Source organism: Kitasatospora sp. NPDC092286 (assembly GCF_044755565.1).
Classification (GTDB): Bacteria; Actinomycetota; Actinomycetes; order Streptomycetales; family Streptomycetaceae; genus Kitasatospora.
Window position 1 is genome coordinate 22,097 of the sequence record NZ_JBIVRD010000053.1, and the last position, 19,037, is coordinate 41,133.

Consider the following 19,037-nt stretch of genomic DNA (forward strand, 5'->3'; position numbering starts at 1 on the left):
AGGCCCGTGGCCGTCACGGTCGCCGCCCAGGCCCTTGGGCGATGGAGGCCGTGTCCTATTCTTGGGGGCATGTCGAACCCTGACGGGCTGCTCGTCGACATCGCCGCGATGGTCGAGTCCGAGCACAGCAACCAGATGTCCCTGACCGTGGTGGTCCCCGGAGCGGTGATCACCGGCAGGCTCGCGCCGGTGACCTTGTGGTGGGAGCGGGTGGCGGAGGTCCTCCAGGCCTCGGAGCACCTGAAGCCGTTCGCCGCCCTCTTCGCCCCGCCCCTCGACGGCCCGCCCGCACGGCCGACCCACCTGCATCTCCACCGGGCGAAGATCCTTCAGGGCGACTTCGGACTGCCCCACACCGGCGGCATGTACCGCATCGCCATCGAAGACATCAGCAGCTGGACCATCGGCGACCTCAGCTACTCCGACACCTGATCGCGACGGCAGACCGCATAGCCGTCCGGCGTGGCATCCTACGTCCCCGCACCAGGGAGTCGTTGAGCGTTGAGCGGGGCGTGACGTGGCGTGCGCCTGATCCGCTTTGACGGACACTCCTGCCATCCGGCCCCGTCATCGACATCCCTGCCGCTTGGTCGTCGGATGGGCCACCGGCGACCACCTGCGGACCGGGCTCGTCGCCGACGCCCTGCCCACCGCCTCCCACCAGCGGTGCCCGAAGGGCCACCCGGTCATCTCGGTTCCAGGTCGGCTGCATCGGACCATGCCCTTGCCAAGTCCTTCTTCACCGCCTTCGAAAGGGAGTTGGCCAGCGACCGGATCGGCTCAGCCGGGCAGCGGCCGGACTGCGATCTTCGAATGGATCGAGAGCTGGTACGACGTATGAAGGCTGCACAGCAGCCTCAACGACCGCAGTCGCGCGGAGTGAGTGACCGTCCCCTCTGCCCGGTCACCACAACGATGGTGTCCGTCCGAGCGGAGCAAGATCACTCTCTTCTCGTGGCCCATCAGGCCACCTCCGGCATCCTTCCGCAGCTCGGGGAACCTCTCACCCAGGAACGCGCGCTCATGTCTGTCGGTGTCCATCGCCGGGGTTGCGGCAAACTGCTCAGGATCTGGTCTCGACGCTCGTCTGTGTCGCGTGCGCCGTCTGGGCCGGTCGGCACAGAACGATGGCGGCGGTGTCGTGGGTCCTGCCTCGGAATGCCCCGGCCGCGGTGCCGGTCTCGGCTTCGCGTGTCACGGCGATGATCTGGCCGGGTCCGGAGTCGGACAGCTCGGCCATGAAGCGCGGCCAACTCCAGCCGTACCGCTCCGGAAGGCGGGCAGCGCCCTCGGACAGGACGGCGAGCTGGTGGATCTGCGACAACGGGATACTGGCCGTCAGCGCCTGGTCGGCGGCCTCGGGTTTCGCACCGGCCACCCAGAACCCACCGGCGGCAGCGCTGTTGCGGTGGCCGCGTACGGCTTCCTCCGTATACGAGTCCAGATACGCCGCCCGGTCGTCGACGATCACCTCGACCGCTCCGTTGGTCCGGTGCAGCGCCACGGGCGAGTGGCCGAGCACCAGGACGTCCAGGCTGCCGCTGCGCTCACGGACCACCGCGACGGTCGAGGAGGGACTGTCCGCGTTCGTCATGTCACAGGTCTGGCTGTGCTTCCCGACCAGCGCGGTCAGGGCGGTGCGCAGGATCTCCCGCAGGCCGGCCGGGCCCTGTGTGAGCAGCTGCGCGCAGAGGAGACCCGCCAACTGCTCGACGTACCAGGTGACATCGTGGGCGCAGCCCGTCGTGGCTCCGGTGGCGGTGGCGCCGTCCAGGACGAAGGCGAACGCCGGCCCGGTGACGACGGCGGCCTCGCTGACGCCGCCGGGCGTCGGGGCGGTCGCGTGCGTGATCTCGAACGGCATTGAACGTCCCTTGGTCGGGCGGGTCGGGCGGGTCGGCCTCCGGGAGGCGTGAGCGGCCGGGGCCGCACGGCAGGCCGCCATGCCCGGGCGGGTATTGGCCGGCGGACTCGGGCGGCCGGCCTGTGCGGGCCGGTGCCCTGCCGTGCGCGGCTCCCCGGCGAGACAGGGAGAGGCGTGGGTCCTTGCCTGCCTCAGAGCGGCAGGAGCACCATGTCCGGCGGCGGCGTCAACGATGCGGTGCTTCTGCGGCTCGGTGCCCGGCGGTCGATCGACATGCCGCCCACCACCAGGGCGAGCCGAAGCCGGAAGGCATAGGCGCGGCGGGTGAGCGCGTGCGAGGCGCGCTGGGCGAACCCGTTTGGTGCGGAGGATGATTGAGGCGGTATCGGCTGCAGGTGCGTCGCGGGGGTGGGGTCTGCGGAGGATCGCCTGGGAGTGCTTGCGGGCAGCGGCCTCGAGACGGCGACGTGGTGCGGGTAGCGGTCGGTAGTGGGAATGCGAGGAACCCTTCTCGGGCGGCACGTCTTGGGGAATCTCCGCGGCGCGGGGCGCGGGAGATCGCAGGTGACGGGCCAGGAATGTGACATGTGGGTCGGTGGGAAGGACTCGCGCGGAGCGGGAGTCGGCGTCCGGCGTGAGTGCAGTGGCTCGGAGCGCAGCGCCCACCGTGCCGGGTCCGGGTGCGGACGGTGTTGGCAGGCGTGCGCTCGGCGCGTACCGGTCGGAGCCCGGGCCTGAGCGGCCGGGAAGGTGCCATGGCAAGGGCGAGTGGCCCGCACCGGGCGTGTACGCGGTGCGGGCCACTCGCTGCCAGGCGGGTGCCCCGTGAAACTACAGCGGACGGATGTTCTCGGCCTGCGGGCCCTTCTGGCCCTGCGTGACGTCGAACTCGACCTTCTGGCCCTCGAGCAGCTCGCGGAAGCCGTTGGCGTTGATGTTCGAGTAGTGGGCGAAGACGTCCGGGCCGCCGCCGTCCTGTTCGATGAAGCCGAAGCCCTTTTCCGCGTTGAACCACTTCACGGTGCCATTAGCCATAAAGAAACTGTCTCCTTCGAGGGACTGTTCCGGATCCGGCAGCGTGCGCAGATCCGAGTCGCGGCGATGATGGCCCGCCCAGGGGAAGACCCGGGAAAACGAAAATGCGCCCAGCCGTCACAAACCAGCAGGCGCATACCAGAGTTCATGGGACCACAACTGCAACCCGCCAGACCCTACCAGGCTCCGCGTCCCGACGGCGGGGCGGAAACCGGGCGCGTGGTGCGTCGCTCTCGGAGCTGCTGCTCGCGGGTGACGGCACGGCAGAAGTCTTGACGGTCGTGCGCCGTCAGGCGATCGCGGTGTACCTGCGAGCTGAGGGCGGGAGAGACGGCCCGGCGGCCAGTGTGCACAATGATCACAAGTCACCGTGTGGAGCATGAAGAGGTCAAGGATGGAGAAACGTGGTACCCAGCCTGCCACTCCCGGCAGGGCGGGCGTCGATGACACACCCGCAGGTGTGGACGACCCCGCGAAGCTGAAGGCCTCTCGGCCCGCATACGAGAGCCACATGCCGGCACGCGCAGGGAAACCCCTCCCAGCCGCTCCCCGGCCCCCCGGCGAAGAACCCCGGCGACCGATCGGGCCACCCGATGCCTCCCCTACGGACCAGCCGGTGCCGGCGGCCCTGGCACCCGATCCCACCCCACAGGCATGGTGGAACGCCGCGAAGAACAGCCCCATGGCAGGCGTCGCCAACGCCGTCCGCGGCGCACTGAGAAAGACCGCCCGCGAGCAGAGGACCATCTCGTGGAACGCTCTGCACGAGAGAACCGGGCACAAGCTGCTCCCCGCGCTCAGCCAGGCGCAGAAGATCCAGGTGCTCGCCCTGGTGGACCAGCTGACAGCCGCTGGGGAGCCGCTCCTGTCGGTCCTCCTCACCGACGGACACAGCGAGTCACTGCAGCTGCACCGCGCCGTCGCGCAGAGGCTGGAACGAACCCTGCCCGGCGACGACCTCGCCCTCGCCGACCACCTCGAAGCCGCCATCGCTGAACTTCACCGTCTGTGGCAGCATCGCTGAGAACCGGGCCTCGGCTCCGCCACCGCCGGTGCCGACCACTGTCGACGCCCTCGTCGTGGTCGGGACTGATCGATGTGGGGATGAGGTGCGGGCGTCGGCTGCACGTCATCAGCCTTTCCTAAAATGAGCGCATGATCGCCGAAGACACCCAGCCGCCGGGAGACGGAGGAAAGTCCCGGCCCGGCCCCGGCACCACGTCCGGCTCCCTCCACGCCGCCGCAGTTGATGCGCCCGCCGGCACGACTGCCCGGCTGACAGCCACCGACCCGGCCGGCGGCGCGCAGTGCGAGGAGGCGGCGCTGAAACCGAGGATGCGCGGCTGGCTGCACGCCGGCATCTTCCCGCTCTCACTGGCCGGCGGCATCGTCCTGATCGCCCTTGCGCGCCCGGCCGCGGCGGTGGCGGCCTGCTCGGTGTTCGCGCTGTCGGCCTGGCTGCTGTTCGGTACCAGCGCCGTCTACCACCGGGGAACATGGGGCCGGCGCGGGGAGGCGGTCCTGCGGCGACTCGACCACGCGAACATCTTCCTGATCATCGCCGGCACCTACACCCCGCTGGCGGTGCTGCTGCTGCCCGGACGGCGCCAGACGGTGCTGCTGACCGTGGTGTGGGCGGGCGCCCTGGCCGGCATCGCCTTCCGCACGCTGTGGATGGGGGCTCCCCGGTGGCTGTACACCCCGTGCTACATCGCCCTGGGCTGGGCAGCCGTCCTCTACCTGCCCGACTTCGCACGCACCGGCGGCACCGCGGTCGTCGTCCTCGTCATCGTCGGCGGTCTGCTCTACACCGCGGGAGGTGTCGTCTACGGACTCAAGCGCCCCGACCCGTCACCGTCGTGGTTCGGCTTTCACGAGGTCTTCCACGCCCTCACCATCGCCGCGTTCAGCGCGCACTACACGGCCGTCTTCCTGGCCGCCACATGACTGGTCGTCGAAGGCACGCGGACACTGGCGCAACAGGCGGCTGCGGGGCCGGGCTCCCGTATATGCGGTGCGACCCGTGCGGGCCCCGACAGCCGGCGCACACGACCACGCAGCCGCACGTCGGCCGGCGCGGACGGCATCACAGATCGGGCCGATGCACCCGGTCCAACACGGCGGGCACCAGCCTCGCCCCGGCCGCCACCGGTCGACCACCACGAACCCACAGGACCACGCCCGCGCTCTGGGCGCTCACCCCCGGGCGCGGCCGGACGGATGGCCGTGACCATGGCCGTCCTGCCAGGCGAGTGCCCGCATCATCTGTTCCTCGTTGAGGCCGGTCATCGCGACCACCCGGGCGGTGCGCCCCGCCCACAGCTCCTCGGCCGCGAACGGACGGCGAGCTGGCCACCTCCGACATGTGCGTGGCCGCCGCCCGCCCGGCGGGTCTTCGACAGTGCGGCCAAGTCCTTCGAGATCGCCCTGCACTACCAGGGTGACCGCGACGAGCAGGCGTGCGCGCAGGCCCTGCACAACGCGCTCGCCGCCGCCGGGTCCGGCGTCGCGGCCGCCGCTCTGCTGCGGGTGGCCGACGACCCCGCGCTCGGCCTGGACCTTGACCAGTGGGAGGACCTGTACCGCATCGCCACCGAGCTGATCCTGCGCGTGGTCGAGGACCTGGGCGGCGAACGGTGACGGCACCAACACGGCCGACGACCGCTCGGGCTGCCCGGCCGCCGGGTGAGCAGCACCACCCGGCGCGGGCTCGCTCGCCCCAGGTGCCGGGCTCGCCCTGTCCGCCTCCGTCCGTCGTCCGTCCGCCCCGCACCCCGTTGCCGTGGTCGCCCGCCGCTCTCGACGCCGAGCTGCACGCCGCCCTGGCCGCTTTCGACGCTGCGGCCGCTCCGTGGCGCGAGGCCCTCGAGGACCTGGACGAAGACGTCCTCGCCGAGGCCGCCGCCGAAGCGCGGGCCTTCGGCTCCGGCCCGGCGGCCGCCGTCGACGAGCTGGTGCGCGGCCTGCTCGGGCAGTTGGCCGACTGGCAGCAGTCGATCGGCGAGCTGGGCCGCGCGCTCACCACGGCAAGCGAAGGCCGACCGCTACCCGGCTGGGCCACCGACGCCGACCGCAACGAGGACGTCGGGTGGCGCCAGGCCCGTACCGCGCTGCTCGAGGCCATCGCACGCCACCACCACGCTCACCTGCTCGCCGCCATCGTCGAGCTCGGCGGTGAGCTGGAGCTCCCAGCCACCCGCAACGGGCGCTTCAGGGGCGCGGTCATCCCAGAGGGCTGCGCGGTCAGCGCCGGCCGCCGCCGATGCGGCGGTCGTCGGCCAGTGCAGTCAGCGGGCCGTACTCGCACGCAAGCTGGTTCCACGTCAGAACCTCGCCACAGCGGGCCGGGAACTCCTGCGGGTTGAACTCGGGCATGGTCCAGGTGCCAGTGCCCCGGTCCCGCAGCCACAGGTCCCCGTCACCGTCGACCACAGTCGGCGGGACCGGGACGGGCTCGGCCTGATCGGTGGGCTCCCAGGTGACCCGGCCCGGGTGGGAAACGCGGCGCAGCTCGGTGGTGGCCAGCCGCGCGGCCAAGTCACGGGTGGACTCTTCGGCGTCCTTGACCGACGCGAGTCGGAATGCGTCGTCAAGTACGGGCAGGGCTGGATTCTTGCTGCGCTTTGAACTCATACGCTGACTTACCTCCGGTGGGGGGCGTCACATCCGTTATGGCACCCCGTAGAGGAACACGGTATCCGAGGCAGGCGCCGGACCGGCTACGACCACTGTCCAGGTGGAGGCGCCGGAAGACACCGGGCGGAAGCGCCTCCCCGCCCTGCGGCACGTCGGGCACGCCGGCGGGATCGACCCGCGCGCGACCACCGCCCTGCACGCCGTCCGGCTCGCCGCGGCCATCCTCCACCCCGTCGTCCCCGGCACCGATCCGCCTCCGTTCCCCGACGACACTGCCCGGCTGCTGCAGCTGATCGCCAACTGGCGCGACGCCGTTCTCGACCTCGGCGAGTTCGCCCCCGCCGGCCCCGTCCTGCGGATCATCCCCGGCGGCCGGGAGAGCTGACCCGAACTGGGCCCGGCCGGTGACCGCTCTCGACACATCGATGGCGGCGCCGGAAGGGATCGCCAGCAAGATCAATCTCACCGTTCACGGCTGTACCGCTACTACTCAGGACCGGGAAAGCCGGGCTGGGACCGGGACCGGATCAGCGTGGACACTCGTCCGCGACCTCAACCGTACGACAGGCCCGTCAACCGGAGCAGAACCGTCGGCGCGCCGGGCCCGCCGACGTCAGCAGCAGGGCCTGGTGCGGCAGCGGGACGCGCTGGCGGCGATCGGCATAGCCGGGGACCAGGAGCCGATGGCGATGCGTAGTTGGTAGCGGGAGCAGCGGCGGTGTCCGCCGTCGGAGCGCAGGGGGGTGATGAGACGGTGTTCGCCGAGGGCTCGGAGGAAGCCGGGGGTGGTGGGGGTTCTCGTCGTCACTGCACCTCTCTGGTTCTGGGAGAACGCGTTGAGGGGCCCCGGCGCCGTGTCGGCTCCGGGGCCCCGAAGGGGAACAACACCATCTACCGGCCTGGGCCGGTCCTTGGGTTCCGCGCTGCCCCGGGGGCCGGGGTGTGCGGGGATCGCGTATGCGTGACCGGAAACCACCGTCCTTGCGTTGGGGTCTGCGGTGTCCGCCCGGGCGAGTGTTCACGGGCCGGGCAATCCTGATGGCGCTTGCGCCCTCCATTCATCCTCTGGACTGCACTGTCACTTTCGTACCGCTGTTACTGCGCCTGCTGAACTGTGACTTCCCGTCGGCGGCCGTGATGGCCCACCTGTTCCGGCAGCCAGCCCCGTCGCCCGTCGTGCATCTGCGTCGACTCGGAACCCCACTGCGGACTTCTCGGCACGCGCGCCCGCAGCCTGGGCGCCTTTACCGAGGTCCTGCCTGTCTCGCGACTGCCAGTACTGCACTCACTGAACTGCGTACAACCGGTACCGCTGGTGGCGGCCCCTGATACCTGCGGGCCGCCCGGTCCGGCAACCAGTCCCGTCGCCGTCCTGCACCTGCCTGGCTTCGGAACTCCACTGCCGGACCGACCTGCGAACTTCTGTCCAACAACCCCGGCCAGTTCGTGTCTGGCCGGTATCGCCGACTGCTGTCTACGAGAGAAATGTTAGAGCCGCCCGCGACTAATGTCTACTCCGGCGCGCATAGATTTTGCGTTCGCTGCGAGTGAGGTAGTCTTCCGGTGCGCGGCGGCGGCACCCCCCGAGCCGCCGCCGCGCACTGCCGACGATCAAGCAGTAGCGCGCAGGGGGCGGGAGTGGAGGACCTGGTGCCCGGAGCGCCGGAGACTGCCCGGGACGGGCGGCCTGCCCTCGTCGAGGCGATCACCGAGGCTGTCCGCGGCGGCGACCGAACCATCCGCCGCCTGCTGGCCCGCTTCGCCGAACTGGCCTCCATCGCCGACCTGTAGGCCCTGCGCAACGCCTACACCGCCCGCCCAGCCGGCACCCATGGGCAGGGGTGACTCCTGCCGGGCAGCGCTCGCGGACCTGCCCGGCCAGATGTCCCGGTCGATCCTGCGCCTGGCGTCGTGGTGCGCAGCGCGCTCGCCTTGCTTGGCCGGGTCGAGGGAGCTGATGCCCGGCCAGGGGCGAACTCCAGCATGGTTTCCGGTTCCAGTCGGTGCTCGGCAGGGCTGGGCCGGTCACGCCTGGCCGAGGTGGATGTCGCGGCTGCACCGGCGTGGCGCCGGATGCGAACCGGTACCCGGCGGGCGGTCGTGCGTGGTCGGCCTGCGCTCCGGTGTCAGCCGCCGGCTGGATTGACGGTCCGGCGCCGGCCGCCGGTCACCCAGCGTGGCAGGGCGGCCGGCACCGGTAGTGCCGTCCCGGGTCAAGCCGCGATCGTGAGGTCGGCGCGGCCGAACAGCAGCGCGTAGCCGCGGGGCAGGTCGGCGAGGAGGCGGTCGGTGAGGTGGTCGCCGGCGAGGCTGGTGAGGGCGGCCAGGACGGAGGAGACGTCCCAGCGGGCGGCGTTGAGGCTGGTGTTCAGGGCGCGGGCGACGGCTTCGACGAAGGCCGGGGCGTCGACGGGCTCGGGCAGCGGGATCTTTGCGGCGAAAACGGCGCGGGCCCGCTCGGGCAGGGCTGCGGCGAGGTCGCAGCGTGCCTCGCCAGTGAGCTGGCTGCCGAGGACGGCCAGGACTGCGGCGAGGACGCGCTCGGCCTCCTCGTCGCAGGTGTAGCGGCCCAGGGTGCGGACCTGCTGGAGAAGGAGGCGGTACCGGGTCATGGCGGTGGCCTTCCAGAGGGGGCGGGGCCGGTCGCGGGTGCGGCGGCGCGGGCGGTGTTCAGGGGCGGTGGCCGGGCCGGGGCCGGCCGAACAGGAGGTCGTAGCCGGGCGGCAGCTGGAGCAGGACGCGCTCGGTGAGATCGTCGCCGGCGGCGTCGGCCACGGTGCTGAGGACCGCGCCGATGTCCCACAGGGCGGTGGTCTCGGTGGCGCCCTCGATCCAGGCCGCGGTCGCGCGCGTGAACCGCTCGGGGTCGAGCGGCTCGGCGGCCTGCAGCGGGTTGAGCAGGATCAGGGCGAGGGTCTCGGGCAGTCGGGCGGCCAGTTCGGCGCGCACGTTGCCGACCAGGTGGGCGCCGAGCAGGGCCAGGACGACGCGCGCCGCCCGCTCGGCCTCCCGGGGTGTGTCGTACTCACCGCGTTCCCGGACCTCATCCAGGAACGCCTCCCATCGAAGAGCCACGGTTCCTCTCCCTCCGTTCCGGGGCATCGGCGCGAACGCCGTCGACGCCCGGTCAGGGCTCGACGACCAGGCGCCGGTGCGGACCGGTGAGCTGCCCAGCCGGACCACGCGGCGGCCGGCCTCGCGCAGGACCAGGTGGCTGCCGCACCGGTCGGCCTGGTTGCGGGCCCGGACCAGAGCGCCCAGGCCCGCGCAGTCCATGAATGTCACCTTCGACAGATCGAGCACCGCCTCCCGATGTGCCCCGAGCGCGGCAGTCACAGCTCGGCGCAGCGCGGGGGCGGTGTCGAGGTCGATCTCGCAGCACGCCCGCAGCGCGAAGGGTTCGTGCACCTGGTCGTCGCGCATGGTGGTCTCCCGCTGTCGGCCCGGCCCGTACGGCTTGGTGTGCCGGGGCGGTCGGGGCCGGGCGGTGGAGCCGGCCGGGGCCGTCCCGCAGGGCCCGGGGGTCGGCGGTGCGGGACGGCGGTCCGGGGAGGGGTCAGGCCTGGATCTGCCTGCGGTCGCCGCTGTGGCTGATCTCGACCTTGCGGGGCTTGGCCTTCTCCGCGATCGGGATCTTCAGCGTCAGCACACCGGTGTCGTAGTCGGCGCTGATCCCCGCGGGGTCGAGGGTGTCGGAGAGCATGACCTGGCGGGAGAAGACGCCGAGCGGGCGCTCGGACAGCTCCCACTTCACGTCGTCGCCCTGGTGGCGGGGGCGGCGTTCGGCCTTGACGGTCAGCATGTTCCGCTCGACGTCGACCTCGATCGCGTCCGGGTCCACCCCGGGCAGGTCGAAACAGATCACGTACTCGTCGCCCACCCGGCAGGCGTCCAGCGGCATCGGGGCCGGCCGCGACCAGGTGCCGTTCGTGCCCAGGAACTGCTGGGTCAGCCGGTCCAGTTCGCGGAACGGGTCAGTGCGCATCAGCATCGCGAAACACCTCCACTGATCAATGGGAGCCAGTGCGCTTCACCTGAATCCGTTCTAGCATGTCATCCATTCGATGACAAATACCTGAGTCGCTGAAGGAGTGACATCTATGGGTAAACGGCCCGACCCGCCCGCCACCAGCGGCGGCCCACCGACAGGACCGGCGTCCTTCCTCGCCGCGGCCGCCGCGCTCGCCGCCATCGACGACGCCGTCCGCACCGCCCGGAACACCAGCCCGACCACCCTGCCCGGCACCGGTGCACCGGACGAGGGCCCCGAGCCGGCCCTGGCCGCCCTGGTGCTGCTGCGCGAACTGCGCACCGAGCTCGCCGGCTGGGAGGCGGGCCTGGTGGAGAGCGCCCGTGACGGCGGCGCCACCTGGGCCGACCTCGCCCACCCCATGGGCGTCGCCAGCCGCCAGGCTGCCGAGAACCGCTACCTGCGCCTGCGCCCCGCCGGCGGCAGACCGGAAGAGGCCGCGACCGGAGCGGAGCGCGTCAAGGCAGTGCGCGACCGGCGGGCCGCGGAGCGCGCCGTCACCGCCTGGGCCCGCGACAACGCCGCCGACCTGCGCGTCCTCGCCGCCCGGATCACCGCCGCACCCGGCCTCCCACCCCGGGCCCGCACCCCGCTGACCGCGCTCACCACCGCCCTCGGTGCCGCCGATCCGGCCGACCTGATAACGCCCCTCGCCGACATGCGTCCCCACCTCGCCGCCCACCCGGACCTCACCGCCCGCCTCGACGACCTCACCCACCGCACCGACCGCCTCCGCCATGACAGCGACCAACGACGCACCTGACCCCCTGACCACCGCCGAAGAGCGCTGGCAGCACATCGAAGACCGGCTCGCCGACATCGAACGCCGCATCCGCGAGCACAGCAGCGCCGCCATCGCCACCGTCGACGCCTGCCTGGCCAGACTCGACGCCCTCCACCACGACTTGGCCCACGGGTCCTGGCCCCCGCATGCCTTCCCCACGCCCACGGAGCCTCCGACCATCCCACCGAAGCAACCGGCGCGAGCCCCCACTCAGAACCCCTCCGGCCCGGTTGGCCACCGGCACGCACCTACCGTCCCGGACGCACCGCGACCCGCCCCAAAGGCCGCCAGGCAGCGATCCGGGTACCCGTATGACAGGGAGAACCACCGCCCCGGAGACTCCCGGCGATACGCCGCGATTTGACGCCACGGCCGAGCGAAGCCGCCGGCTTCGTCCCTGCCCTACCGGGCTGGACACCCCCGCCCCCGCCCCTGAGTTGGCGAGGCGGCCAGGCCGAGGCGGAGTGCTCTGCGTGCGTGTCCCACGCCGTCGCCGCGTAGGACACGGGCAGGTCACGCGGCCATCGCCGGCTCGGGCGGCCATCCCCACCGGCAGCCCCGGTGCCCTGTGGCCACACCGGTCGGTACCGTACCGGCGGGCGCGGCCGGTGGAGGCTGGCGGTAGCGCCCGGGGTGCAGCCCGGGCAGGGGCCCGGCGGAACGGGGGGCCAGGTGTTCCGGCAGTCGCTTGACGCGGTGGTTCTCAGAGCAAGGGATTTCACCTGATCCCAGGCGGGGCGACAGCGGTGTCGCTGGGCCACTCGGACGTCCTCACGGCATCCGTGGTCCGGAAAGACCGGTGTTTCGTGGGCCTTGTCGGCTGGCGCAGGGGGTAGATCCTTCGCGCCAGGGGCCGGTTGTGCCCGGTATCGTGACCGGCGTTGGCCGTGTCGGCTCATCGACGCGGATGAAGGTGCGGGGCGCGCCCGCTCGTTGGGAGAACTGCGATGTCCGGTCGTTTCGACTGCTCGGATGCCTTCGAGCGTGCCATGGGCCTGCGCGAGGCCGTCTCGGCGGTGCGGCGGGGTGAGATCGTGGTGCTGCCCACCGACACCGTCTACGGGGTGGGTGCCGATGCCTTCAACCCTGAGGCCGTCGCCCGGCTCCTCGATGCCAAGGGCCGAGGCCGGAACATGCCCTCCCCGGTGCTGGTCGGCTCGCCGGGCGATCTGGATCTCCTGGTCGACGACCTGCCTCAGCGCGCGCGAGAGCTCATGGAGGTGTTCTGGCCGGGCGGGCTGACCCTGGTCGCCCGCCACAAGCCGTCGCTCGTCTGGGATCTCGGCGAGACGCACGGGACCGTGGCGGTACGGATGCCCGCACACGCGGTCGCCATCGACCTGCTGGTGGAGACCGGGCCGCTGGCCGTCTCCAGCGCCAACCTGACCGGCAAGCCGTCGCCGCAGGACTGCGACGCCGCACGCGGCATGCTCGGTGAGGCGGTGGCCGTCTACCTGGACGGGGGCCCGACGCCGGCGGCCGTGCCGTCCTCGATCGTGGACATCACCGGCCAGTCCCCCGTACTCCTGCGCGCGGGCGCGGTCAGCGCCGAACAGCTGCGCAAGGTCGTGCCGGACCTGGAGGAACGCTGAGCAGCCGGGTCACGCCGCCGAGCCGGCGGGCAGGTCGAGGCCGCGGGTGGTGACCAGGTGGGCGGTGCCGTCGGCGAGCCGGTAGGAGAGCCCGACGACGGCGACCCGGCCGGCCTGGACCGCCTCGGCAAGCGCGCGGGAGCGGTCCAGCAGTAGGTCGACGGTGTGCCGTATGTGTTCGGCGATGTAGTCCGCGTCCTCGGTGTGCCCGGCCGCGCGGGCGGCCAGCACGCTGGGGGTGACCTTCTCGACCACGTCCCGCACGTAGCCGCCGGCGGTGGTGCCGTCGGCGATGGCGGCGCGGGTGGCCGCTACCGCGCCGCACGCGTCGTGGCCGAGCACCACGACCAGCGGCGAGCCGAGCACGCTCACCCCGTACTCGATGCTGCCCAGAACCTCCGGCCCCAGGACGTGCCCGGCGGTGCGGACCACGAACAGGTCGCCCAGCCCCCGGTCGAAGATGATCTCGGCGGCCAGCCGGGAGTCCGAGCAGCCGAACAGCACCGCGAACGGGCTCTGGGCGGGTGCGGTCTCGGTGCGGCGGGCGGCATCCTGGTTCGGGTGCTCCGAAGCTCCGGCGACGAACCGCCGGTTGCCGGCCAGCAGCGTCTCGAAGGCGTTCCGGGGCGTCGCAATGAGGGCATCGGTCATGGCTGCAGACTACGACCTGGCCTGAGCAGTGCGCGCGGGCGCCCCTTTCCCGCGGTTCCGGTAGCCCCCGGTGAACGCATTGAGCGGGCCGGGGTCCGCCTCGGCCGTGAGAGCGCGCAGTTGGCCGTCCGGACTGCGGCGGGGGTGTCGGCCGGGTGGTGGAATTCGGGCCTCAGCACACCGGTTTCGTCCTGGGCCGCTGCGTGTTCTCCCGTTTCAGGGGGAGCCTGCGGCGCAGCAGCCCTCGCGAAGCTCGGTGACAGGGGACGGTGAGGCGTCCCGGCTCCTCGAGTTCAGCTGGCCGTGGCCCACTCGGTGGTTCGCGCGTGCAGAGGGGAGACGACGACGGCGTAGCAGTTTCCGGGCAGGTCGGTGACCCAGTCGAAGGTGTCGAGGGTGACGCCGTGCTGGGAGGCGGCGTGGAGGATGTCGGCCAGCAGGGCGGTCCCGGCGGCGCGGTCCTGCTCGGTGCCCTGGTCGAGGCGGCGATCGGCGGCTTCGTTGACGCGGTCGGCCAGGGTGCGGTTCTTGCGGTCGGTGTCCTGGTACACGCTTCTGTCTCCTTGGTCGGTCGGGCGGCCGCCGGGTGGCCGGGGTCCGTTTCCGGCTGCCGAGCGCGCGTTATGGCGGTGGGGCCGCAGGGGGCGTGGATGCCGAACCGGGCGCTGCGCACGCGTCCCGCCGGGGCCAGGGTCGGCCCCGGCGGGACGCTCGGTTCGATGCGGCTCGGGTGCAGCGCCCCAGGCCCTTCCTACGGCGTGCGCCGGGCGGGGACGGCCGAGCGCGGTGCGGGGTCTACAGGGCGTGGGTGAGGCGGTCGGTCAGCAGGCGCGTGAAGCGGGCCGGGTCGGGCAGGTCGCCGCCTTCGGCGAGCAGGGCGCTGCCGTGGAGGAGCTCGGCGGTTTCGGCGAGAGCCGGGTTGTCGGCTCCGGCCTGGTGGGCCTGGTGCAGGACGGTGATGAGGGGGTGGGTGGGGTTGAGTTCGAGGATGCGCTTGACCTGGGGGAGTTCCTGGCCCATGGCCCGGTACATCTTCTCCAGGGTGGGGGTCAGGTCGTGGGCGTCGCCGACCAGGCACGCCGCGGAGGTGGTCAGGCGGGTGGACAGGCGGACCTGCTTGACGTGCTCGGCCAGGGTGGTCTGGAGCCAGGTGAGGAGGGGGGCGAAATCCTGTTCGCGCTGGGCCTTCTCCGCCTTCGCCTCGTCGCTGCCTTCGGCGTCGGCGTCGTGGTCGAGGTCGACCTGGCCCTTGGCGATGGACTGGAAGCGGTGGCCGTCGAAGGCGGGGATCTGGTCGGTCCAGACCTCGTCGACGGGGTCGGTGAGGATCAGGACCTCGTAGCCCTTGGCGGTGAAGGCTTCCATGTGCGGGGAGTTCTCTACCATCGCCCGGTTCTCGCCGGTCAGGTAGTAGATGGTGTCCTGGCCGTCCTTCATCCGCTCCACGTACTCGCGCAGCGTGGTCGGCTTCTCCGCGTCATTGGTCGAGGCGGCGCTGACCAGTTCAAGCAGCGCGTCGGTGTTGTCGTGGTCCTCGATCAGGCCCTCCTTGAGGACCCGGCCGAACTGCTCCCACACCTTCGCGTAGGTCTCGCCGTTCTTGGTCCGCATGTCCTTGAGGGCGCCGAGGACCTTCTTGACGAGCCGCCGGCGGACGGCGGTGATCTGGCGGTCGTGCTGCAGGATCTCGCGGGAGACGTTCAGCGAGAGGTCGTGGGCGTCCACGACGCCCTTGACGAAGCGCAGGTAGTTCGGCATCAGCGCTTCGCAGTCGTCCATGATGAACACTCGCTTGACGTACAGCTGCACACCCCGTTTGGTGTCCCGGGAGAACAGGTCGAACGGGGCATGGGCGGGGATGAAAAGCAGCGCCTCGTACTCGAATGTGCCCTCGGCGCGCATGTGGATCGTCTCGGCCGGGGCCTGCCAGTCATGGCTGATCTGCTGGTAGAACTCGCTGTACTCGGCCTGGGTCACCTCGCTGCGAGGACGGGCCCACAGCGCCTTCATCGAGTTCAGCGTCTCCAGCTCGCCCGCAGCCTCACCGTCGGCGTCGGCGCTGTCGTCGGCAGTGGTACTGCCGGACTCGGTGGCCATCCGGATGGGCCAACGGATGAAGTCCGAGTACTGCTTGACGATCTGCCGGATCTTCCACTGGGCCAGGTAGTCGCCCAGCCCGTCCTCACTGTCCTCGGCCTTGAGGTGCAGCGTGACCGAGGTGCCCACCGGCAGACCTTCGACTTCCGCGATGGTGTAGGTGCCCTCGCCGTCGGACTCCCACACGGTGCCCTGCTCGGTGCCGGCGCGACGCGTGTGAAGGGTGACCTTGTCGGCGACCATGAACGCCGAGTAGAAGCCGACCCCGAACTGACCGATCAGGTGCTGCGCGGCGTCCGCGTCCTTCGCCTCCTTGATCTTCGCCAGCAGGCCCGCTGTGCCGGACTTGGCGATGGTCCCGATCAGGTCGACGACGTCGTCGCGGGTCATGCCGATGCCGTTGTCCCGCACCGTCAGGGTGCGGGCGCCCTTGTCGACCTCCAGGATGATCTGGGGGTCGGAGGCCTCGAGGGTGGAGTCGGTGAGGGATTCCAGGCGAAGCTTGTCGAGGGCGTCAGAGGCGTTGGAGATCAGCTCGCGCAGGAAAATGTCCTTGTTCGAGTAGATCGAGTGGATCACCAGCTGCAGCAGCTGGCGGGTCTCCGCCTGGAACTCCAGCGTCTGGGTCGGACTGGCCACGGGAGGCGTCTCCTTCGAGTGGTGGAAAGGGTTTCGTATTCGGTCAAGCCACCGAGGCCAGCGGGTGTACTGCGTGGCTGGCCCCGGGGGTGTTCAGATGTGGCTGAGGGGCTGGTAGGGCTGCTCGGGGCGGGTATGGCCGGGCCGGGCGGTGCCGTAGCAGGACAGGAAGAGCTTCCAGCCGTCTCGGCACTCCAGCGTCGCGCCGTAGCGGACCGCGGGCGGGTCCGGGCGCGTGCTGTACCGGTCGACGCGCACGATCCCGCCGGCCGCGTCGTCGGCCCCGACGGCGGCGGCGACCAAGGCCTGCTCAACGAGGGCCACCGGAACCGACGAGCCCGTCAGGTCCGGCACCTCCACGCCGCCGTCGCCGTCGCCGTCGCCGTTGGTGACGGCGGGCGCGGAGCCACTGGCGCCGGTGATGGTCCACCACACCTGTCCGCCACCCTCCAGGGTCACGGTCAGTCCGTAGGGGCTGTCGTCGTCACGCTTGCCGGCACCGGTAATGCCCGGTATACCCCGGGCACGTTCGATGAGCAGCTGCTGCAGGTCGGCTGGAGTCATGGGAGTCGGCTGAGGTCGGGGACGGGCATGGCCGTCACGGTTCGGAAGATACGGGCGGTCTGCACGCCGAGGGCCGTCAGGGCGTCAACTCGCGCCCCGCATAACGGGACAGGCATCTCGTGCAGGCCTACAGCGGTCAACCGCAACGTGCGGGTCGCGGACCGGCAGCGGCGTGCCTGGCTCGGTCACGGGCCGGCTGGCGGTGTGCGGCGCTGCCGAGCGCTGTCGTCGCGCAGCTGGTCGGCTCGGGCGGTGAGCTGATCGAGGCGGTCGGTGATCTTCGGGTGGCCCGCCTCCAGGAGGGGCCGGGTCTCGGCGAGCGGGGCGAGCAGACGGGCAGGGTCGTGGTGGCCCAGTGCGTCCAGGAGGCGATCGATGGCGGGGGCCGCCTGGGGGCCGAGGCCGTCCAGGGCGCCGATCTGTCCGGCGAGGCGGCGTAGGGCGGCGGCGTTGTCGCGGGCCCAGGTGGTCACCGCGCGGTCGGCGGCGCGCTGGTTGCGCGTGGCCTGGACGCGCTGCTCGCCGGTGCTGCCCGCCTCGGTGCCGGCGTCAGCATTGGGGCGCAGGCGCAGGTAGCGGCGTTCGGCGGCCTGGCGGCTCTGGACGCCCAGCGGTTCGGCGAGGTCGGCCCAGGTGGCGCCCGCGTCGCGGGCGGTCTCGATCAGGCCGGTCTCCCAGTCGGCGAGCTCCGCGCGCAGGTGGCGCAGCAGCAGGAGTGCGGAGAGGGCCTGCTGCGGATCGCTTGTCCTGCGTCGTCCGGGGGTGCGTGGCGGGCGGTGCGGGCGGCGGCGTCCATCATGCCCAGCGCGGCGGCGGCGGCCAGGAACGAAGCAGGCCCCGCCCCGGCCGCGCCGGTGTCCTGGATATCCATGTCGTCACCCTTTCGATGACCAGATGCTTGTCATCATATGGATGACATGGTACACGGTTCGCGTCGCGCCGCACCGGTGCGAACCACCTGCGCCGACTGCACTCCCTTGGCGAGCGCCGGCGCCACGTCCCCCGCCTTGACCGCTCCTTCGATCCCCGCGGCGGCCTTGAGGATGGCCAGGTGGTCGGCGGGCGGCACGCCGGCATCCATGCCTTCCTCGCGGTGCGGGACCAGCAGCATCCCGCCCGCCTGGGAGTGGTCGTGACCCGCTCCAACTCATCGGTCACGGCGGGGTCATCCGCCCGGTTGGCCCGCTGAGCGTCGGCGAACTGCCCGCACACCACCTCCGCAACCTCCAGCCGTACAACCTCCGCGTCCAGCTCGGCAAGTTCCTTCCGCAGCCGCTCGGCACGATCGGCCAGTACCAGCCGCCGCTGCATCACCCACGTCAACTCGTCCACCACCAACACGCCTCCCGTCCGAACCCGCCTCGGAGGCCAGGAGGCATCGGAGTTCGGGCGAACGGGCCGCACGGCGGACGATCTCCTGACGATCAGGTTCCCGGCCAGCCCCGAGTGCCAAGCTCTGCACCACGCCAACCCCCGTGACATCCAATTTTCAGGGTGGAACTACCTCAGCGACCGAGCCGCCCTACCCCGCATCGCCCCCTGTCGGCCCGCTACCCCGAGGCCGGGCGGACTCGTGATCACTCTCCGACAGCGAGACAACGCGACCGCACGAGAAGGTCGGCGGCAACCAGCGGCCCTGGCCTGCCGGCCGATCCGGCTCTGAAGCCCTTGAACGCCCCGTCCTGGTCGACGGCGCGGGCGAAATCGTCGAAGTCCATGTTCGCGATCGACGGGTTGTTCTCGATCCCCCAGAGCTCCGCGGCGACAACCCGGATGAAGCGCCCCGGCCCACCCCACAGGTCCACGACGACGACCGGCAGCTCGGCCGAGCCGAGCGCCACCGTGTCCGCCAGGACGAGCAGTCGGTGCCGATAGTCGCCCGGCAGCAGGTTCCTCGCCCCGGCACAGGTCGCACCCGCGAAGCGGGGATCGTCCAATAGCTCGACGCCAGGAAGGAACCCGCACTCGTTCGGAGTGGCCAGAACCTTGCGCAGACACTCCCACGAAACGGATCCGGAGAAGTCGGTACGCACCACCAACGCGGCTGAACTGCCGGGAAGTTAAGTCACGGGACGACCGTACCGCGAAGGAACCGGACCACTCCCGATCGAGTCCGCCCGCCGCCGGGCCGAAGGCCTGCGACCG

21 protein-coding genes and 2 pseudogenes are annotated in these 19,037 nt (G+C 71.6%); 9 read left to right on the forward strand and 14 right to left on the reverse strand.

What is annotated here, in order from left to right; translation table 11 throughout:
- Positions 1 to 69 precede the first annotated feature (69 nt).
- Positions 70 to 432, forward strand: a complete 363-nt coding sequence (locus tag ACIQIB_RS35260; protein WP_400763020.1) for a hypothetical protein — start codon at positions 70 to 72, stop codon at positions 430 to 432.
- 631 nt (positions 433 to 1,063) lie between these two features.
- Here ACIQIB_RS35260 and ACIQIB_RS35265 read toward each other — a convergent pair.
- Positions 1,064 to 1,864: a hypothetical protein gene (locus ACIQIB_RS35265; protein WP_400763022.1), complete on the reverse strand. Its 801-nt coding sequence runs from the start codon at positions 1,862 to 1,864 to the stop codon at positions 1,064 to 1,066.
- Between the two features lie 831 nt (positions 1,865 to 2,695).
- Positions 2,696 to 2,899, reverse strand: coding sequence for a cold-shock protein (locus ACIQIB_RS35270; RefSeq protein WP_031068443.1), 204 nt, complete (start codon positions 2,897 to 2,899; stop codon positions 2,696 to 2,698).
- Between the two features lie 682 nt (positions 2,900 to 3,581).
- Between ACIQIB_RS35270 and ACIQIB_RS35275 the strand changes: the two genes are divergently transcribed.
- From ACIQIB_RS35275 to ACIQIB_RS35295, 5 genes are all read left to right on the forward strand, one after another.
- Positions 3,582 to 3,923: a hypothetical protein gene (locus ACIQIB_RS35275; protein WP_400763024.1), complete on the forward strand. Its 342-nt coding sequence runs from the start codon at positions 3,582 to 3,584 to the stop codon at positions 3,921 to 3,923.
- 131 nt (positions 3,924 to 4,054) lie between these two features.
- Positions 4,055 to 4,846 carry a hemolysin III family protein gene (locus tag ACIQIB_RS35280; RefSeq protein ID WP_400763026.1) on the forward strand — a complete coding sequence of 264 codons (792 nt, stop codon included), beginning with the start codon at positions 4,055 to 4,057 and terminating at the stop codon, positions 4,844 to 4,846.
- A gap of 285 nt (positions 4,847 to 5,131) precedes the next feature.
- On the forward strand, positions 5,132 to 5,539 hold the full coding sequence (locus tag ACIQIB_RS35285) for a hypothetical protein (RefSeq protein WP_400763028.1): 408 nt from the start codon (positions 5,132 to 5,134) through the stop codon (positions 5,537 to 5,539).
- Positions 5,540 to 5,676: 137 nt separating this feature from the next.
- Positions 5,677 to 6,264, forward strand: coding sequence for a hypothetical protein (locus tag ACIQIB_RS35290; protein ID WP_400763030.1), 588 nt, complete (start codon positions 5,677 to 5,679; stop codon positions 6,262 to 6,264).
- 371 nt (positions 6,265 to 6,635) lie between these two features.
- Positions 6,636 to 6,920 carry a hypothetical protein gene (locus tag ACIQIB_RS35295; protein ID WP_400763031.1) on the forward strand — a complete coding sequence of 95 codons (285 nt, stop codon included), beginning with the start codon at positions 6,636 to 6,638 and terminating at the stop codon, positions 6,918 to 6,920.
- A 228-nt stretch (positions 6,921 to 7,148) separates the two neighbouring features.
- Here the strand turns inward: ACIQIB_RS35295 and ACIQIB_RS35300 are convergent, their stop codons facing one another.
- Positions 7,149 to 7,343, reverse strand: a complete 195-nt coding sequence (locus ACIQIB_RS35300) for a hypothetical protein (RefSeq protein ID WP_400763067.1) — start codon at positions 7,341 to 7,343, stop codon at positions 7,149 to 7,151.
- Between the two features lie 842 nt (positions 7,344 to 8,185).
- Between ACIQIB_RS35300 and ACIQIB_RS35305 the strand changes: the two genes are divergently transcribed.
- Positions 8,186 to 8,326 carry a hypothetical protein gene (locus tag ACIQIB_RS35305; RefSeq protein WP_400763033.1) on the forward strand — a complete coding sequence of 47 codons (141 nt, stop codon included), beginning with the start codon at positions 8,186 to 8,188 and terminating at the stop codon, positions 8,324 to 8,326.
- A 422-nt stretch (positions 8,327 to 8,748) separates the two neighbouring features.
- Here ACIQIB_RS35305 and ACIQIB_RS35310 read toward each other — a convergent pair whose 3' ends face one another.
- The 4 genes and pseudogenes from ACIQIB_RS35310 to ACIQIB_RS35325 form a co-directional block, all read right to left on the reverse strand.
- Positions 8,749 to 9,147 (reverse strand): DUF2267 domain-containing protein, encoded by a 399-nt coding sequence (locus ACIQIB_RS35310; RefSeq protein WP_400763035.1) that lies wholly within the window; start codon positions 9,145 to 9,147, stop codon positions 8,749 to 8,751.
- A 58-nt stretch (positions 9,148 to 9,205) separates the two neighbouring features.
- Positions 9,206 to 9,610: a DUF2267 domain-containing protein gene (locus tag ACIQIB_RS35315; protein WP_400763063.1), complete on the reverse strand. Its 405-nt coding sequence runs from the start codon at positions 9,608 to 9,610 to the stop codon at positions 9,206 to 9,208.
- 108 nt (positions 9,611 to 9,718) lie between these two features.
- A pseudogene (locus tag ACIQIB_RS35320) lies at positions 9,719 to 9,958 on the reverse strand (STAS domain-containing protein); the annotation flags it as partial.
- Positions 9,959 to 10,091: 133 nt separating this feature from the next.
- Positions 10,092 to 10,526, reverse strand: coding sequence for an Hsp20/alpha crystallin family protein (locus ACIQIB_RS35325; protein ID WP_400763037.1), 435 nt, complete (start codon positions 10,524 to 10,526; stop codon positions 10,092 to 10,094).
- Positions 10,527 to 10,635: 109 nt separating this feature from the next.
- Between ACIQIB_RS35325 and ACIQIB_RS35330 the strand changes: the two genes are divergently transcribed.
- Positions 10,636 to 11,328: a type III effector protein gene (locus tag ACIQIB_RS35330; RefSeq protein WP_400763039.1), complete on the forward strand. Its 693-nt coding sequence runs from the start codon at positions 10,636 to 10,638 to the stop codon at positions 11,326 to 11,328.
- Between the two features lie 968 nt (positions 11,329 to 12,296).
- Positions 12,297 to 12,941, forward strand: a complete 645-nt coding sequence (locus tag ACIQIB_RS35335) for an L-threonylcarbamoyladenylate synthase (protein ID WP_400763041.1) — start codon at positions 12,297 to 12,299, stop codon at positions 12,939 to 12,941.
- A 9-nt stretch (positions 12,942 to 12,950) separates the two neighbouring features.
- Here the strand turns inward: ACIQIB_RS35335 and ACIQIB_RS35340 are convergent, their stop codons facing one another.
- The 7 genes and pseudogenes from ACIQIB_RS35340 to ACIQIB_RS35370 form a co-directional block, all read right to left on the reverse strand.
- Positions 12,951 to 13,592 (reverse strand): carbonic anhydrase, encoded by a 642-nt coding sequence (locus tag ACIQIB_RS35340; RefSeq protein WP_400763043.1) that lies wholly within the window; start codon positions 13,590 to 13,592, stop codon positions 12,951 to 12,953.
- A 293-nt stretch (positions 13,593 to 13,885) separates the two neighbouring features.
- A complete protein-coding gene (locus ACIQIB_RS35345; protein WP_400763045.1) occupies positions 13,886 to 14,143 on the reverse strand; it encodes a hypothetical protein in 258 nt (85 codons plus the stop codon).
- Positions 14,144 to 14,387: 244 nt separating this feature from the next.
- Complete coding sequence (gene htpG / locus ACIQIB_RS35350; protein WP_400763047.1) at positions 14,388 to 16,328, reverse strand: molecular chaperone HtpG; 1,941 nt, start codon at positions 16,326 to 16,328, stop codon at positions 14,388 to 14,390.
- Positions 16,329 to 16,421: 93 nt separating this feature from the next.
- A complete protein-coding gene (locus ACIQIB_RS35355; protein WP_400763048.1) occupies positions 16,422 to 16,892 on the reverse strand; it encodes a hypothetical protein in 471 nt (156 codons plus the stop codon).
- A gap of 185 nt (positions 16,893 to 17,077) precedes the next feature.
- Positions 17,078 to 17,763 (reverse strand): annotated as a pseudogene (locus ACIQIB_RS35360) (type III effector protein).
- A 33-nt stretch (positions 17,764 to 17,796) separates the two neighbouring features.
- A complete protein-coding gene (locus ACIQIB_RS35365; RefSeq protein ID WP_400763050.1) occupies positions 17,797 to 18,003 on the reverse strand; it encodes a hypothetical protein in 207 nt (68 codons plus the stop codon).
- 466 nt (positions 18,004 to 18,469) lie between these two features.
- Positions 18,470 to 18,928 carry a DUF6924 domain-containing protein gene (locus ACIQIB_RS35370; protein ID WP_400763052.1) on the reverse strand — a complete coding sequence of 153 codons (459 nt, stop codon included), beginning with the start codon at positions 18,926 to 18,928 and terminating at the stop codon, positions 18,470 to 18,472.
- Between the last annotated feature and the right edge of the window lie 109 nt (positions 18,929 to 19,037).

Excerpts from the sequence above, each read along its gene's own strand:
- ACIQIB_RS35275 (WP_400763024.1), top strand. The coding sequence starts at position 3,582 with ATGGCAGGCGTCGCCAACGCCGTCCGCGGCGCACTGAGAAAGACCGCC.
- ACIQIB_RS35270 (WP_031068443.1), bottom strand. The coding sequence starts at position 2,899 with ATGGCTAATGGCACCGTGAAGTGGTTCAACGCGGAAAAGGGCTTCGGC.
- ACIQIB_RS35265 (WP_400763022.1), bottom strand. The coding sequence starts at position 1,864 with ATGCCGTTCGAGATCACGCACGCGACCGCCCCGACGCCCGGCGGCGTC.
- ACIQIB_RS35365 (WP_400763050.1), bottom strand. The coding sequence starts at position 18,003 with ATGCTGCTGGTCCCGCACCGCGAGGAAGGCATGGATGCCGGCGTGCCG.
- ACIQIB_RS35325 (WP_400763037.1), bottom strand. The coding sequence starts at position 10,526 with ATGCTGATGCGCACTGACCCGTTCCGCGAACTGGACCGGCTGACCCAG.
- ACIQIB_RS35340 (WP_400763043.1), bottom strand. The coding sequence starts at position 13,592 with ATGACCGATGCCCTCATTGCGACGCCCCGGAACGCCTTCGAGACGCTG.
- ACIQIB_RS35335 (WP_400763041.1), top strand. The coding sequence starts at position 12,297 with ATGTCCGGTCGTTTCGACTGCTCGGATGCCTTCGAGCGTGCCATGGGC.
- ACIQIB_RS35330 (WP_400763039.1), top strand. The coding sequence starts at position 10,636 with ATGGGTAAACGGCCCGACCCGCCCGCCACCAGCGGCGGCCCACCGACA.
- ACIQIB_RS35285 (WP_400763028.1), top strand. The coding sequence starts at position 5,132 with ATGGCCGTCCTGCCAGGCGAGTGCCCGCATCATCTGTTCCTCGTTGAG.
- ACIQIB_RS35355 (WP_400763048.1), bottom strand. The coding sequence starts at position 16,892 with ATGACTCCAGCCGACCTGCAGCAGCTGCTCATCGAACGTGCCCGGGGT.
- ACIQIB_RS35260 (WP_400763020.1), top strand. The coding sequence starts at position 70 with ATGTCGAACCCTGACGGGCTGCTCGTCGACATCGCCGCGATGGTCGAG.
- ACIQIB_RS35280 (WP_400763026.1), top strand. The coding sequence starts at position 4,055 with ATGATCGCCGAAGACACCCAGCCGCCGGGAGACGGAGGAAAGTCCCGG.
- ACIQIB_RS35310 (WP_400763035.1), bottom strand. The coding sequence starts at position 9,147 with ATGACCCGGTACCGCCTCCTTCTCCAGCAGGTCCGCACCCTGGGCCGC.